At 42.2% G+C, this 15,664-nt stretch carries 17 protein-coding genes and 1 tRNA gene; 6 read left to right on the plus strand and 12 right to left on the minus strand.

Translation table 11 applies throughout. The features are described from left to right. Positions 1-76: 76 nt before the first annotated feature. From tpiA to rpoN, 5 genes are all read right to left on the minus strand, one after another. Complete coding sequence (tpiA, locus tag IGI69_RS12200) at positions 77-832, minus strand: triose-phosphate isomerase (protein ID WP_010749804.1); 756 nt, start codon at positions 830-832, stop codon at positions 77-79. Between the two features lie 63 nt (positions 833-895). Beyond that, complete coding sequence (locus tag IGI69_RS12205; protein WP_005234355.1) at positions 896-2,086, minus strand: phosphoglycerate kinase; 1,191 nt, start codon at positions 2,084-2,086, stop codon at positions 896-898. Between the two features lie 99 nt (positions 2,087-2,185). Then, positions 2,186-3,187 carry a type I glyceraldehyde-3-phosphate dehydrogenase gene (gene gap / locus IGI69_RS12210; RefSeq protein ID WP_008380858.1) on the minus strand — a complete coding sequence of 334 codons (1,002 nt, stop codon included), beginning with the start codon at positions 3,185-3,187 and terminating at the stop codon, positions 2,186-2,188. A gap of 40 nt (positions 3,188-3,227) precedes the next feature. Further along, positions 3,228-4,265 carry a sugar-binding transcriptional regulator gene (locus tag IGI69_RS12215; RefSeq protein ID WP_438740965.1) on the minus strand — a complete coding sequence of 346 codons (1,038 nt, stop codon included), beginning with the start codon at positions 4,263-4,265 and terminating at the stop codon, positions 3,228-3,230. A 243-nt stretch (positions 4,266-4,508) separates the two neighbouring features. Then, entirely contained in the window at positions 4,509-5,828 is a 1,320-nt protein-coding gene (rpoN, locus tag IGI69_RS12220; RefSeq protein ID WP_176323943.1) for an RNA polymerase factor sigma-54, read from the minus strand. A 51-nt stretch (positions 5,829-5,879) separates the two neighbouring features. Between rpoN and IGI69_RS12225 the strand changes: the two genes are divergently transcribed. Then, positions 5,880-5,951, plus strand: a tRNA-Arg gene (locus IGI69_RS12225). A 165-nt stretch (positions 5,952-6,116) separates the two neighbouring features. Here IGI69_RS12225 and rpoE read toward each other — a convergent pair. Both rpoE and IGI69_RS12235 read right to left on the minus strand, forming a co-directional pair. Then, the gene (rpoE, locus tag IGI69_RS12230; RefSeq protein ID WP_005234347.1) at positions 6,117-6,725 is read right to left on the minus strand and encodes a DNA-directed RNA polymerase subunit delta; all 609 of its coding nucleotides are present in this window, start codon (positions 6,723-6,725) and stop codon (positions 6,117-6,119) included. A gap of 84 nt (positions 6,726-6,809) precedes the next feature. After that, positions 6,810-7,247 carry a DUF1934 domain-containing protein gene (locus IGI69_RS12235; RefSeq protein WP_005228669.1) on the minus strand — a complete coding sequence of 146 codons (438 nt, stop codon included), beginning with the start codon at positions 7,245-7,247 and terminating at the stop codon, positions 6,810-6,812. A 222-nt stretch (positions 7,248-7,469) separates the two neighbouring features. Here IGI69_RS12235 and IGI69_RS12240 point away from each other — a divergent pair, with 222 nt between their 5' ends. Genes IGI69_RS12240 through yidA form a run of 3 tightly spaced genes read left to right on the plus strand, consistent with a single transcriptional unit; the run spans position 7,470 to position 10,473 of the window. Continuing rightward, entirely contained in the window at positions 7,470-8,291 is an 822-nt protein-coding gene (locus IGI69_RS12240) for a lipoate--protein ligase family protein (RefSeq protein ID WP_438741535.1), read from the plus strand. Further along, a complete protein-coding gene (locus IGI69_RS12245; RefSeq protein WP_010749809.1) occupies positions 8,275-9,645 on the plus strand; it encodes an HD domain-containing protein in 1,371 nt (456 codons plus the stop codon). The genes IGI69_RS12240 and IGI69_RS12245 overlap by 17 nt, the downstream gene beginning before the upstream one ends. A 9-nt stretch (positions 9,646-9,654) precedes the next feature. Further along, positions 9,655-10,473, plus strand: coding sequence for a sugar-phosphatase (gene yidA, locus IGI69_RS12250; protein WP_438740967.1), 819 nt, complete (start codon positions 9,655-9,657; stop codon positions 10,471-10,473). Between the two features lie 44 nt (positions 10,474-10,517). Here the strand turns inward: yidA and IGI69_RS12255 are convergent, their stop codons facing one another. Continuing rightward, entirely contained in the window at positions 10,518-10,961 is a 444-nt protein-coding gene (locus IGI69_RS12255; RefSeq protein ID WP_005228661.1) for an NUDIX hydrolase, read from the minus strand. Between the two features lie 147 nt (positions 10,962-11,108). Here IGI69_RS12255 and gloA point away from each other — a divergent pair, with 147 nt between their 5' ends. Next, positions 11,109-11,483: a lactoylglutathione lyase gene (gene gloA / locus IGI69_RS12260; RefSeq protein WP_005228659.1), complete on the plus strand. Its 375-nt coding sequence runs from the start codon at positions 11,109-11,111 to the stop codon at positions 11,481-11,483. A gap of 77 nt (positions 11,484-11,560) precedes the next feature. Beyond that, positions 11,561-12,274: a gamma-glutamyl-gamma-aminobutyrate hydrolase family protein gene (locus IGI69_RS12265; RefSeq protein WP_015510190.1), complete on the plus strand. Its 714-nt coding sequence runs from the start codon at positions 11,561-11,563 to the stop codon at positions 12,272-12,274. 72 nt (positions 12,275-12,346) lie between these two features. Here IGI69_RS12265 and IGI69_RS12270 read toward each other — a convergent pair whose 3' ends face one another. From IGI69_RS12270 to IGI69_RS12285, 4 genes are read right to left on the minus strand one after another with little or no spacing between them, the layout of a single operon-like run. Continuing rightward, a complete protein-coding gene (locus tag IGI69_RS12270) occupies positions 12,347-13,600 on the minus strand; it encodes an ABC transporter permease (protein WP_005228656.1) in 1,254 nt (417 codons plus the stop codon). Then, positions 13,593-14,492 (minus strand): ABC transporter ATP-binding protein, encoded by a 900-nt coding sequence (locus IGI69_RS12275; RefSeq protein WP_438740970.1) that lies wholly within the window; start codon positions 14,490-14,492, stop codon positions 13,593-13,595. Before IGI69_RS12275 ends, IGI69_RS12270 begins: the two co-directional genes overlap by 8 nt. 17 nt (positions 14,493-14,509) lie before the next feature. Continuing rightward, complete coding sequence (locus tag IGI69_RS12280; protein WP_010749814.1) at positions 14,510-15,190, minus strand: DUF2812 domain-containing protein; 681 nt, start codon at positions 15,188-15,190, stop codon at positions 14,510-14,512. Then, complete coding sequence (locus tag IGI69_RS12285) at positions 15,177-15,503, minus strand: PadR family transcriptional regulator (RefSeq protein ID WP_010749815.1); 327 nt, start codon at positions 15,501-15,503, stop codon at positions 15,177-15,179. The genes IGI69_RS12280 and IGI69_RS12285 overlap by 14 nt, the downstream gene beginning before the upstream one ends. Between the last annotated feature and the right edge of the window lie 161 nt (positions 15,504-15,664).

Raw genomic sequence — 15,664 nt, forward strand, 5'->3', positions numbered from 1 at the left:
GGAAAGCCCCTTGCGAACAACTTAATTGTAGTGAAAAAATGACGATTCTGCAAATGTTATTTTCATGAAAATGAAATTATTTTACAGCATCTAATAATGCTAGGAATGAATCAGCTTGCAAGCTTGCGCCGCCAACTAATGCTCCGTCAACATTTTCTTTTGCCATGTATTCAGCAATGTTTTCAGGTTTTACAGAACCGCCGTATTGGATACGCACGCTATCTGAAACTTCTTTGCCGTATAATTTTTCAACGGTTTTGCGGACAACGCCACAAATTTCGTCTGCGATGTTTGCATCCGCTGATTTACCAGTACCGATCGCCCAGATTGGTTCGTACGCAATCACAAGATTACTTACTTGACCGTCTGTTAAACCGTCTAAGCCAGCAGTGATTTGTCCTTCGATCCACTCCGCTGTTTTGCCAGCTTCATAGGTTTCTAAAGATTCACCACAGCATAGGATTGGGATCATGCCGTTTGAAAAGATTGCTTTGGCTTTTTTGTTGATGTCTTCATCTGTCTCATGGAAGTATTCACGACGTTCTGAATGACCAATGATGACATAGTCAACACCTAGATCTGCTAAAGCTGCTGGTGAAGTTTCACCAGTAAAGGCACCTTCATTTTCCCAGTAGCTGTTTTGAGCAGCAATTTTTAATTCTGTTCCTTCAGCAGCATTCACTAATGTTTCTAAGAATAGAGCTGGCGAACCGATCACAGAGTCAACTGTATCGTTGCTAGGAATTTTTGTTTTGACTGCTTCAGCAAATTCTTTTGCTTCTTTCGCAGTTTTGTTCATTTTCCAGTTTCCGGCAATAATTGGTTTGCGCATGTTCTGGCACTCCTTTTCGTTATCAAGCGTGCAAAGGAGATCCTTTGCACGGCTTGTCATTGATTATTTATCGTTGATCGCAGCTAGGCCAGGAAGTGTTTTTCCTTCTAGCAATTCAAGGCTGGCACCGCCACCTGTTGAGATGTGGGTAAATTTGTCAGCAAAACCTAATTGTTCTGCTGCAGCTGCAGAGTCACCGCCACCGATGATCGTTGTTGCATCTTCAAGGTTGGCAATTGCTTCACAAACACCGATCGTACCGTTTGCGAAGTTAGACATTTCAAACACACCCATAGGTCCGTTCCAAACGACTGTTTTTGCGCCTTTTAATGTTTCAGCAAACAAAGCGATAGTTTCAGGTCCGATATCTAAGCCCATTTGTCCTTCAGGAACATCACCAGTATGTTCTTCTGTTGGGACATCATTTGAAAATTCAGCAGCAGTGATTGAATCAACTGGTAATACTAATTTATCGCCAGCTTTTTCGATCAATTCTTTTGCTAATTCTACTTTGTCTGCTTCCACAAGAGAATTACCGATTTCCATACCTTTTGCTTTGTAGAACGTATACGTCATTCCGCCGCCGATCAAGATTTTGTCTGCTTTAGGAATCAAGTTTTCGATTACGCCGATTTTGTCAGATACTTTTGCTCCACCAAGAATCGCGATCATTGGACGTTTTGGTTCTTCGACTGCTTCACCGATGAATTTGATTTCTTTTTCCATTAAGAAACCAGCAACTGTTGGGATACCTGTTGAAGCGATCCCTACGTTTGAAGCGTGTGCGCGGTGTGCGGTACCAAAGGCATCATTTACAAAAACATCGCCTAAAGAAGCCCAGTATTTACCTAGTTCAGGATCGTTTTTGCTTTCTTTTTTGCCATCGATGTCTTCGAAACGAGTGTTTTCAAAAACAACGACATCGCCATCTTGCATGTTGTTGATCGCTGCTTCTAATTTTTCGCCGCGGGTTTCATCCACGAAAGTTACTTCTTTGCCTAACAATTCGCCTAGACGTTTCGCAACTGGCGCTAAAGATTTTCCAGCTTTATCTGCTTCTTCTTTCACACGACCTAAGTGTGAGAAAAGAATTGCTTTTCCGCCGTTTTCGATCACGTAATTGATTGTTGGTAATGCTGCTTTGATCCGTGTATCATCTCCGATCACTCCATCTTTCAATGGAACGTTGAAGTCCACACGTACAAGAACTTTTTTATCTTTTAAATCGATATCTTGAACTGTCATTTTCGCCATGAACAGATTCCTCCTAGCATAATTGTTAAAAAAAGCGGAGAAGCGCGATGCTTCCCCGCTTTCTCTTGCGATGGTTTAAATTAAAGTCGTTCGCAACTCTTATAGGTTAGCGAAGTATTCTAAAGTACGTACTAATTGTGCAGTGTATGACATTTCATTGTCGTACCAAGCAACAGTTTTAACTAATTGTTTGTCGCCAACAGTCATAACTTTTGTTTGAGTTGCATCAAATAATGAACCGTAAGTCATACCAACGATATCAGAAGAAACGATTTCGTCTGTGTTGTAACCGTAAGATTCGTTTGAAGCTTCTTTCATTGCTGCATTGATTTCATCAACAGTTACTTCTTTGTCAAGAACAGTAACTAATTCAGTTAATGAACCAGTTGCAACAGGAACACGTTGAGCAGCACCATCTAATTTGCCGTTCAATTCTGGGATTACTAAGCCGATCGCTTTAGCAGCACCAGTTGAGTTAGGCACGATGTTTGCAGCAGCAGCACGGGCACGGCGGAAGTCACCTTTAGGGTGTGGTCCGTCTAGAGTCATTTGGTCACCTGTGTAAGCGTGGATTGTAGTCATTAATCCTTCAATCACACCAAATTTGTCGTTCAATGTTTTCGCCATAGGAGCTAAACAGTTTGTTGTACATGAAGCACCAGAGATAACTGTTTCTTCACCTGTTAAAGTTTCATGGTTTGTGTTGTAAACGATTGTTGGAACATCGTTTCCACCAGGAGCTGAGATAACTACACGTTTTGCACCAGCTGTTAAATGTTTTTCAGCAGCTGCTTTAGAAGTGAAGAATCCAGTACATTCTAACACGATTTCAACACCTAGTTCGCCCCAAGGCAATTCTTCAGGGTTGCGGTTAGCTAAAACTTTGATTTCGTTTCCGTTCACATTGAATGAACCTTCGTGAACTTCAACTGTACCGTTGAAACGTCCTTGTGTTGTATCATATTTTAACAAGTGAGCTAACATTTTAGCATCTGTTAAGTCATTGATAGCCACAACTTCGATTCCTTCTACTTCTTGGATACGACGAAATGCTAAGCGTCCGATACGTCCAAATCCATTAATACCTACTTTAACTGTCATTTAAGATTTCCTCCTTATGAAAATCATAAAAATATTTATTTTAAAGGGTTGCCCCTTTTAAAATCTCATTTGCGCAAGCTTCATCGGTGATGAGCCAGGTTTGTTTTGGTGCATTTTTCATGTATGCATTGACCGCTTTGGCTTTTGATTGTCCGCCAGCGACCGCAAAAATGATTGGGACTTTTTGCAAATCTTTTAATTGAAGTCCGATGCGAGGAACTTTGTAGACGACCTCGCCAGCTTCGTTAAAGAAATACCCAAAGGATTCTGCAACTGCATTTTTTTGTTTTAACATCAGAATTTCTTGTTCTGACATTTTTCGTCGAGCCGCCATATGCAACGCCCGTCCAATACTATGAATAACACAATTCGCTTGACTTATCAAGTTTAAGACATCAACGATGGCGGGTTCTTTCAAGAGAAACTCGTAGGTGTTCATGCTTAATTGTTCTGGTACAAACAAGGAGCGATAATCGCCGTTTGTCTGCATCGCCATTACTGAGCTGACTGAGTTTGCTTGCACGTTGACTGATTCTCCGATACCGCCACGGGCTGGAACAAACAAGTTATGACGTTTGGCGGTTTCCAAATTGCCCAATTCCTCGGCAACTTTCGCCATTGTCGTCCCTCCCATCACTGCGATGGTGTTTTTGCCTTCTGGCAATAAGAGATCCAACGATTCATTCAGCAACTGGCCAAATTCAGCAATCACTTTCGGTTGTCGATCACCATCGCCGCTCGCAATCAAACAACGATCGATGCCAAAGGTCTCTGATAATCGTTTTTCGATTTGGTGCATTCCGAACAGCTGATCCATCAGTGCACCGATCTTCGTGTACACTTCTTCTCCATAGGCGGTCAATTGCATGCCGCTTTTTGAAGAGTCGATCAGTTTTAGCTTTTTAAGGATATCTGTTTCCGTCCTCAACACGCGTTCCGTCATTGATAAACTTTCCGAAAGTGTCCGGCGGCCAACGGGCTGCATCCAATAAATATTTCTTAAGATACGGTAACGTTCCTGGAGTACAGCGAGAATATCCGGGGTGATTGCCTCAATCAATTTTAATTCATCGAGCATTTTATATCCTCCCGTTGGACAATTTTCGTCCTACAATGACTTAAAATGACCCATCGATTGCAAAAAAAATTTAAATCTGTTTCCTACACCAATAATAGTAGCACTTATCGCCTTGATACGCAACTATTTCAGTCACAAAATCTTGCTTTTCATAAAATTGTCATAATTTGAAAAAGAGGAAAGGATCGATAAAAAAAGGAAAGGCTTTGCTGCCTTTCCTACTCGTTAATAGTACGTTTTGCTTTACTCGAATCGTTTCCGCTTGGAAGAACCTGGGATATTCATAGCTTCACGATACTTTGCCACCGTTCGTCTGGAAATATCGATGCCCTGGGCTTTGAGGGCATCTGTCAACTTCTGATCTGACAATGGTTTATTTTTGTTTTCTTCATCGATCAGTGCCTTTAGCTGCTGTTTGATCGATGCCGTCGTCAGGTCATCACCGCTTTCTTGTGTCGAAACTTTCTGTCCAAAGAATAGTTTTAATTCAAACACCCCAAAGGAGGTCTCCAAGTATTTCCCATTGACTGCCCGGCTGACCGTTGATTCATGAATTCCTAATTCTTCGGCAACTTCTCTTAAAACCAATGGCTTTAATGGTCGATCTGGTTGAGTGAAAAACTCCTTTTGCCGCGCAACGATCTGCACCCCGACACGATAGATGGTATCCCCTCGTTGCAGCAAGGTCTTTTTCAGCCACTCGAACTCTTGGGCTTTATTGTCTAAATAACTTAAGACCTCTGGATCACCACTTTGCTTCAATTGATCAAAATACTGCTGCTGAAAGCGAACTTCTGGTAAGGCGCGCTTGTTTGATTTCACGATCGGTTGTCCTTTTTCAACCGTCACTCGCAGGTCAGGAACGATGTAAAGCCCATCGGTCGACCCAAACGCCGCCCCTGGTGTGGGGGTCAATGTTTGAACATAATCAAAGACCTTTTGAATCTCAGTTAATGGAATCTGCAGCGCTTTGCTGATTTTGTCCCACTTGCGCTCTGCCATTTCCGTGAAGAATTCTTCTAAAATGAGATAAGCCATTGGCGGCGCATAGTCATCTCTTTCCGTTTGCAGCATCAAACACTCTCTTAGATCACGAGCACCGACGCCTGCTGGATCTAGCTGCTGGATCAAGGTCAAGGCATCGAGCATTTGGATTGGGGTCCCACCAACAAGTTTTCCAGCTTCTTCCAGATCAATCGTCAAAAAGCCGTTTAAATCAATGTACTCGACTAAAAATAAAACGATCGTCCGCAAGAAGGTATCTCGGTAGTTTAAATGCACTTGATCGATGAGGTATTCGAATAAAGACGTATGCTGGTCAGGGATCTGGCTTAAATAATCCATCAATTGTTCTGATGAGCCATTGCTTTTGCTTGGTGTGATGGGCGAATCATATTCCCCCAGATCAATCAATGGATTTTCTAATGCTTGGTTATCTATGAAGGACAATAATTCGTCTGCGGAAAATTGCAGCACTTGGATCGATTGCTGCAATTTCTGCGTCATAGCAAGCTTTTGCGTCTGTTTTTGTTGTTGTGAAAATTGCTGTTGAAATTTCATCATTCTACCTCTTGTTTTTTTCACTGAAATTGGTTAAACTAATATTTGTGCTTCGCGCCTTTAGTGTAGTGGATATCACGTAAGATTCCGGTTCTTGAGACGGGGGTTCGATTCCCTCAAGGCGCGTTTTTTCTTTTCGTTACAAGTATACTCGATTCAAATCAATAATTCAAAAGCACTTAGGGACCGCTGACGCGGTTCCTTTTTTTATTTATATCTATGTAAGAAGACGAAATCGTCCTTCAACGATTAAACGCTGCTTGCAGCCATAAGGCGAAAAAAAGAAGAGGATTACTCCTCTTCTTCCTCTTCATCCGCAAAATCATCTTCATCATCGTCATCGATAATGGTTAGATCTTCCTCAATGCTGTCAGGTAATTCTTCTTCATCATCGGTGCTATTGTCGGCGCCGATTTCTTGCAAGTCTGAATTGTATGCCGAGATTTCTTCATCCTCGTCATCATCATCATCAAAGAGATCATCTTCTTCGTCATCTGACAAATCAGTATCCTCAGGATCATCATCGTTATAATCGATTGCGTCTTCATCATCGTTGATAAAGGCATTGACTTTTTTACGTTTGCGACGACGTGGTGTATCTTCATCCTCGTCTTCGATGCCATGGTTGACTTCTTCATCGATCGAATCAATGGCGTACCATGAACGTAAGCCCCAACGATTGTCGCCTAAAGAAATAAAACTACCGTCGATATTCAAGTCTGTATAAAACTGCGCCAATGAATCACGAATCTCGCTGTCTGAAGTTTCAAGATAGTTTTGAATTTGGTTGACCAAATCAGAAAAATCCATCACGTCACCGCGCTGCTCTAAAATCGCATGGGCAACTTCAATCATCGACAATTCGTTTTTATTTACACCTTCAAATACATTAATTTCCAAACGGGACACGTCCTTTCACAGTCTACTCCTAATCATACAAAATTACGGCTCAAATTGCAATTTTTTCTTTCAATTTCCCTTTGATCAAGCGGTAAATTCTAAAGACAGTTTGTATTCGCCGACTTTGTCAGCAGCCATGAACAAGTCATAATCGATATCGATCTTTCCCGAGTATGGACGGTCTTTCAAGCTAACGTGCAGGTGATTGGTGAAGGTGTGGAACATCATCAAGCCATACGGGGTTTGGTAGCTCGTCTCTAAACGTTCCTTATAAGAAAATTTCAAGCGCATGCGCATTTCCCCAGAGCGAATCAATTGAATCAATCCGTCTGGCATGATTTTCATCGTAACAGGAACGTCGGTGCCATCTGGCTGGATCTCTTTGTAACGGATATATAAGGTATCACCGATCTTGACTGCTTGTCCTTGCAGATCAAACAGAAAGTTCTCTGTTTCCCCTGCTTGACGTACATTGGTTGTTAAATGAATTGAGATTGGGATTCCTTTTGATAATTCTTGCATGTACGTGTGCCTCCTTTGAAGATTTCAGTTTCATTCTTGCTTTTTTTCATTCGTTTGTCAATCATTTCAGTTGATTCTCCTTGGTCTATTTCTTCATTGAAAATAAAAAACGAAAACAAAAGCAAGCTTTCATTCTTTTCTCCAAGTAATTTTCCAAGAATCGTATATAATAAGGATAACAGGTATTTTTAAAGGAGTTTAACCGATTTGACTATCTATATAATGGATCAAACCTTACCACGTATCCACAATCCTTATGAGCCGTTTGCTTTCACCGATGTTGCCACCGAAGCTGCTGGCAAACTTGAACAAGTTTATTGTCATTTTTGGCAGTTGTCCGATACGATGATTTTAGGAATGAAAGATACCCGGCTGCCTTTTTTGATAGATGGTCTGCAGGTTTTGAAAGAAGCTGGCTATGACTCGATCATCCGCAACTCAGGCGGGCTTGGGGTCATCAATGATGCCGGTATTTTGAATGTCTCCCTCATTTTCCCTAAACATTTGGCTGCCACTACGGATGCAGCCTATGAAATGATGGCGACATTGATGCAAACAGCCTTTCCTGAGCGGACAATTTTGGCTTATGAAATTGCTGACTCGTACTGCCCAGGCACCTATGACCTGAGTATTGACGGAAAAAAAATTGCTGGCACAGCACAACGACGGATCAAAGACGGCGTGGCTGTCATGATGTATCTGAGCATCAATGGCGACCAACCAGCCCGCGGCTCTCTCGTTCGTCGTTTTTACCAAGCAGGTTTAAAAGAGCGCTTTGGTACGGATGGCTATCCAGCCGTCAATCCTGCGAGCATGGCCACTTTAGAAGCGGCTCTCGGCCGTAAGTTTACCACACAAGAGGTGATTGACCGCTTGCAAAAAGCCCTGCTTTTCTTGATCACAGACCAATCCCTATATCCGCTTGAGTCACTGGATCAATGGCTTTCAGAAAATGACCTTAGCGAACAAATGCAGCAACGCTTAGCTGGCATGGAAAAGCGAAATCACCCAATAAAGGAGTTTAGCGATGAGCCTACCATATAAATATCAAACCTTAGCGATAGAAAAAGTGTTTCGTGACCCTGTTCATAACTATGTCCATGTGCAGCACCAAGTGATTTTAGACTTGATCAATTCCAAAGAAGTGCAGCGTTTGCGACGAATCAAACAACTAGGGACTGCTTCTTTCACCTTTCACGGAGCAGAACACAGCCGCTTTTCTCACTCCTTGGGGGTTTATGAAATCAGCCGCCGCATTTGCGATATTTTCCAACGCAATTATTCGATTGAAAAAGTTGGACCGAACGGCTGGGATGATAAGGAGCGTTTAGTGACCTTGTGTGCAGCATTGCTTCATGATGTGGGCCATGGTCCATACTCCCACACCTTTGAGCATATTTTCCATACAGACCATGAAGCCATCACAGTGGCGATCATCACTTCTCCTGAAACGGAAGTTCATCAGATATTGAACCGAGTGGAGGCTGGATTTCCTGAGAAAGTGGCAAGTGTCATCACTAAAACCTATCCAAATCCCCAAGTCGTTCAAATGATTTCCAGTCAAATCGATGCTGATCGGATGGACTACTTGCTGCGCGATGCTTATTTTACCGGCACTGAATACGGCACGTTTGATCTGACCAGAATTTTACGAGTGATTCGTCCGTACGAAGGCGGTATTGCTTTTTCTATGAATGGCATGCACGCTGTGGAGGACTACATCGTCAGTCGTTACCAAATGTATGTGCAAGTTTATTTCCATGCGAGTTCTCGAGGGATGGAAGTGATCTTAGCCCACTTGCTGGATCGTGCTGCAGAACTTTATCAAGTGGATCAGGAAATGTTTCAAAGCCATTCGCAACTGCTTCTCCCATTTTTAAAACAAGAATTCACTTTAGATGAATACTTGAAACTCGACGATGGCGTGTTGAATACCTACTTTACCCAATGGACGGAAGAGAATGATCCGATCCTCAGCGATTTAGCCAAGCGGTTCTTAAATCGTAAACCGTTGAAATCCGCTCGCTTTGACGATGAGACGCAGTTGCCGATGATTGAAGAAATGCAGGGATTGGTGGAAAAAGTCGGCTTCAATCCCCGCTACTATACTGCCATCAATTCAAGCTTCGATCTGCCTTATGATTTTTATCGACCAACTTCTGGTAAGCATCGGACACAGATCGAATTACAGGAAAAAGATGGTTCCCTTGTAGAATTATCCCAAGCCAGTCAACTTGTTGCAGCCTTAGCGGGACAAACCCAAGGTGACCAACGCTTTTATTTTCCAAAAGAAATGATTGACCCCAACATCCAAAATCACTATGATTTATTTGGAGAGACGTATCAAGAGTTTGCCAAGCACATTCGCAATGGTGCTTTGATCAAACCAAGCCACTAGGAGGAACTTATGAGTATCAAACTGATCGCCATCGATATCGATGGTACCCTGCTGAACAACGACCGCAAGATCACTCCAGCAGTTTACAAAGCATTAAAAGACGCAGAAGCACAAGGCGTGCGCATCGTTTTGTGTACGGGACGCCCCTTAACTGGTGTCCAAGATTTATTGAAGGAACTAGACTTATTTACGGACAATGATTTCGTGATTACCTACAATGGCTCTTTGGTTCAAAAAACCAAAAATCAAGAGATCATCTCTGAATTCGGCTTGTCCCAAGATGACTATCTCTTTGTTGAGATGACTGCGAGAAAATTAGGGGTTCACCTTCATGTAGAAACTGAGGATACCATGTATACCGCTAACCGCGATATCAGTCCTTACACGATTTATGAAGCCTTCTTAGTCAACATGCCATTGAAATATCGGACACCAGAAGAAATGACTGCTGACTTGAATATCATCAAAATGATGATGATCGATGATCCCGCAATACTGGATCAGATCATCCCACAATTGCCGAGCAGTTTGACCGACAACTACAATGTGGTTAAAAGTGCTCCATACTTCTTGGAAGTCCTAAATAAACAAGCCCATAAAGGAGCTGCTGTCAAAAAATTGGCGGAGCACTTAGGCATCAAACAAGAAGAAGTCATGGCGATCGGCGATAATGAAAATGATTTAACCATGGTGGAATATGCTGGTATCGGTGTGGCGATGGCCAATGCTACTGAAAACGTGAAAAATGCCGCAGTTGTCCTCACCGCTTCAAATGAAGAAGACGGTGTAGCAGAAGTGATCAACAAGTATGTTTTAACAAATAACTAAGTGCAAAAAAGTCAGGTTTCCTTTTTATCGGAAACCTGACTTTTTTATTTTGCCAACCACTGTTCAACTGCCCATTTATGGCTGCCGCGTTTCAATCGTTGGATCGCTTCTTCTGGCGTGTGCCAAGACAATTGATTGGTTTCTTCTGTCGGTTCGCAAACTTTTTTCCACTGTGTCATTAAATAGAAATAGCCCGGGTGATGGTAAAATGTATCGCGATGGCGCGAATAGAAGTATTCAACTGCCTCCCCTAGATACTCAGCAATCTCCCCTTCAAATCCAAGTTCTTCAATCAATTCTCGTTGGATCGCTTCTTCTTTGCTCTCATTTGGCTCAATTTCACCACCGGGCAAAAAGTATGCGCCGTTGGGTGCTTGCACCAAGATCACTTCATTTTTTTCGTTTGGAAGAACGACATACGCCCCATATCTTGATTTGTATGGTTTCCCCGCTTCTTTTTCCCCGAACACAATTTCCTTTTCTGGCATGATTCCCTCCACCAACACTTTCTTTCCATTTTACCCTATGCCAATAGTCTGGACAAGCTGGAAATAACGCTCGGTTGTCTTTTATTCGTTACAAAAAGAGAAAATATGTTATCATACAACTATCAAGATCGAAAGGATGATTTACCCATGAAAATGGCTCACACATGTGTCCGCGTCAAAGACTTAACGGCTTCTCTAGATTTTTATCAAACTGCCTTTGGTTTTGAAGAATCTCGCCGTCGTGATTTTCCTGAACATAAATTTACTTTGGTTTACTTAACTTTGCCTGGTGATGATTACGAGCTAGAGTTGACCTATAACTATGACCATCCTGGCTATGAGTTAGGCGACGGCTATGGCCATATCGCCATCAGTACCGATGATCTAGAAGCGCTTCATGAGAAGCACCAAGCGGCTGGATTTGATGTCACTGACCTGAAAGGACTCCCAGGAACTTCTCCTTCTTACTATTTTGTGAAAGATCCTGATGGCTACAAAATCGAAGTTATTCGCGAAAAATAAAGCGAAGGTGATCGATAAAAGGACCTCGTGTCCTTTTTTCTTTTTCGATTCATTTACTAGTAGAAAGGTTTGATCAAATGAAACCCATTATCGGCATCGCTGCTAATGAACGACCAATGATTGAAGAAGCAGAACATTGGTTGTCCTATACACCCAAAAATTTTGTGACCCATATCCAACAAGCCCAAGGCATTCCCCTATTATTACCAATGGGTGTCGTGGAAGATGCTGCAACTTACATCAGCAAAATCGATAAACTATTGTTAGCCGGTGGTCACGATGTCTCCCCTGTTCACTATGGCGAAGATCCTCATCCCTTGATTCAAGGCATTCATCCTGATCGTGATGTCTTTGAATTGGCATTGATCAAAGAAGCAGTGGCTCAAAACAAACCGATCTTTGGCATCTGCCGCGGCATGCAGTTACTCAATGTCGCATTTGGTGGGAGTTTGTACCAAGATCTCTCTTTGATCGATCACCCAACGATCAAACACGTGCAATTGCCGACGTTCTTTCAATTCCCTACACATCGGGTAAAAATCAAGGCAGACAGTCGTTTGGCTGCTCTTTTAGGCACAACCTATCACGTCAATTCTTTTCATCACCAAGCGGTCAAAACAGTTGCGGATGATTTCAACGTGATTGCCACCGCTCCTGATGGTGTCGTTGAAGCCATTGAATCCACTGCCTATGGCGCACCGATCTTAGGCATTCAGTGGCATCCTGAGCTAGCCGCTCACAAGCTGCCTTCTGAGCAATCGATCTTCAACTTTTTTGTGCAGGAATTCTAAAGTCTTGCCCCTTGTTTTCTAGATTTTAGCGAATAAAAAACGCCCGATCACGAAAAGGATCGGGCGTTTTGCTTATTTCTCGTTTTTCATTAACACTAGTGATTGTTTCAACGTTGCTAAAATGCCATTGTCGTTATAGATCAAGACATTTGATTTGTACATTTTTGCAGAAACCAGCATCAGGACAATTGTGGTAACAGCAAGGATCCCTACTGAAATCAATGCACCGCCGATACCCACTGTATCATTAGCAAGCCGTACTGGCATAATGAAGGAAGATAAAAATGGTACATAGGAAGTTACTCGCAAGACCACGTTATGAGGATCCATACCGCCTAGCACGATTCCAAGCATATACCCGCCTAATGAAAGATACGTTACTGGAATGATGGCTTTCGCCGTATCTTCTGCTTTGTTCACTAACGACCCGCAAAGGGCTGACAAGACCGAGTAGATCAAAATTCCTAAGAAGACGAAAACGATCGCAAACACCAGGAAGGGACCAAAAATGCCATCTGTCGAAAAGTTTGCCAACAAGTCTTTTACCATTGGGTTATCCTTGATCCAGAAATAGCTCCCGCCAAAAATCGCAACATAAGCAACTAGCTGGGTCGCTGCAACCATGATTACACCAGTCAATTTGGCATAGTAATGGATTTGCGCCCGTGTACTAGACAAAATGACTTCCATGATGCGTGTTCCTTTTTCAGAAGCGATCTCTTGTGCAATGATCTGTGCGTAAGTAATGATAAAGAAAAAGAGGATGATTGTTGCGATCATACTTACTAGTGATTGCATCGCGGTATTGTCTTCCCCATAAGTCATTTCGCCATCTTCACCGAAGGAAACTTTTTGACGATCAAGCGGTGCGACTTCACTAAGGACTGCCACTTGCTCAGCAGTCAAGCCAAGCTCACTAGCTCTATAGGAAGACTGCAAACCCGTCAATAACTGTTGGATCGTCAGCTCTAAAGCTTGCCCCATCGAGGACTCGCTTAATAATTCCCCTTGCAGCGTATCCCCAGAAGCAGTAATAAGTAACAAAGCATCAGCATCTTTGTCTGCCATCTGTTGCTGCCCTTGTTCTTCGCTGTCAACAATTTCAAATTCAAAATCATCGCCGCTTTGGTCCACAAAGGTCTGCGCAATGGCTGGTTCATTCGCATAAACGGCAATTTTGTCGACACTGTTCATACCATCAGCAAAATAACCAATGAGATAAAATGCCCCCGTTGCAATAAATGGCACGAGAATCATAATCAAAAACGAAATTGATTTGATATTTTTTTTATAAACATCTAATGCGATTACCCAAAACTTACTCATTTATTTTTCCCGCCTTCCGCTTAAAGATTTCTTCTAACGTTGGCGGTTGTTGATTGAACATAGGGATATAACCATCCGCCGTTGCTAAATCAAATAAGGTTTTTCCTACTGCAGGATCAGCGATCGTAATATCATAGCTGCCATCTTCTCTGGCAAGAACTTCCTCGACACCTGCCACTGCCAAGAGCTGTTCTTTCGTCAAGTTGGATTCTAAATAGACTTTCGTCCGCCCAAAGGATTCACGAATTTCATGAACTTTTCCGTTTAAGACAGTTTGACCATCCCGCAGCATAATCAAGTGATCGCAGATTTTTTCCACATTATCCATATTATGACTGGAGAAAATGACACATGAGCCATTTTTTTTCAGTTCAATGATCCCATTTTTCAACAGTTCTGCATTGACGGGGTCTAACCCACTAAATGGTTCATCTAAAATCACCAATTTTGGTTCATGGATCAACGTTGAGATCAGCTGAACTTTTTGCTGATTTCCTTTTGATAGCGATTTGACTTTATCGGTTTTCTTGCCCTTGACTTTAAATTTGTCCATCCAATAGTCGATTTTTGGTACGATTTCTTCTTTCTTCTTGCCTCGTAACCGCGCGAAATAGATCAATTGATCTTCAATCGTTACTTTTGGAAACAAGCCGCGTTCTTCTGGCAGATAGCCGATAACATTGTATTCTTTTTCACTAATTTTATGGCCATCCCACAATACTTCCCCTTGATCGGCTTTCAAGAAATCCAAGATCAATCGGAATGTCGTCGTTTTACCAGCACCATTTTGACCAATCAAGCCCATGATCTGTCCATCATTGATGGTAAAGGACAATTGATCGACTGCTGTATAATCGCCAAATGTTTTTACTAATTGTTTTGCTTCTAACACATGCTCACCTTCCCTATCTAATAAAATATATCACTAAAGAAAAAGCCGATAACGGCGCCAATGATCGCTCCGACAAACATCAAGATGACGGTATCGCGGATCACTCGTTGACGCTTCGCCAGTTTCTCTGGTTCATTGTAATAACTTGCTCGATTTTTATATAAGAATTTCATCAGGATCGTGGTCAATCCTACCCCAATCGGGATAAACACCAGCCCCGTAATCAATCCTAGTCCAAAGGACCAAAATGGATTTGTGCGAATATTGAAATAACGGATCAGAAAATAAATTGCTGCTAATATCACTAAACTGATCACCGAAAGTAGAATCGATTTTTTCATTAAATACCGTGTTTCATTATCGATCCGTTCTTGATAGCTTTCTTGGTCACTGAAAATCGCTGGTGTGTCAGGAGACGCTTTAAAATAAAAATAGCGATCTTTATAATTGCTGATATAAGTCCAGCCTCCTGCTTGATACATCGCTAAGTAATCAACGATCTCAGAGGGCTCTCCTTCGAAAAAGTCTACTGCATATTTGGTCGTTTCTGGGTCTCCTTTGATAAACTTCAAAAACCCTAACCGATTCATCTTCACAAAGTGCCACCCTAACGACGCTTGTTTTTGCAGACGAACCATTTCCTTTTCTGGGTAATAGGCTACACCAAGTGAAAGAAGGTATTTCTTATTGATGCCCATCTTGCTCTCCCCCTAACGCTTCGAAAACCTGTTCTCCGATTTGATAAAATAATTTGCGCCGTTGAATATCTCTCTCCAGAACTTGTCTTCCTTCTGGTGTAATCTGATAGATTTTTTTTCGGTCAACGCTCTCCTCTAAATCGATCCACCCCTTTTTCGTCAGCTTCTTTAAAATCGTATACATCGTTGCGGGACCAATCTCAAACGTCCCTTGGCTTAGCTCATGGATCTGTTTCATGATGAGATACCCATGTTTCGGCTTTAAAAGCGCTAATAAAATCAAATAGGTTGAATCTGTCAATGCCTCATCCATTTGATTCCTCCGTCCCACTAGCTATATCACTTAATGATATATTATCGAATGATATAACCAGCGTCAATCTTTTTTTTCTGATCTGCTAACATTGCTGGAGAATGACTGCTTTCTTAATGTTCATTCTCACTTTTCTCGTTAGCAATTGAGTGAACCCCAGC

Origin of the sequence: Enterococcus sp. DIV1083b (assembly GCF_051713705.1) — a bacterium.
Classification (GTDB): Bacteria; Bacillota; Bacilli; order Lactobacillales; family Enterococcaceae; genus Enterococcus_D; species Enterococcus_D casseliflavus.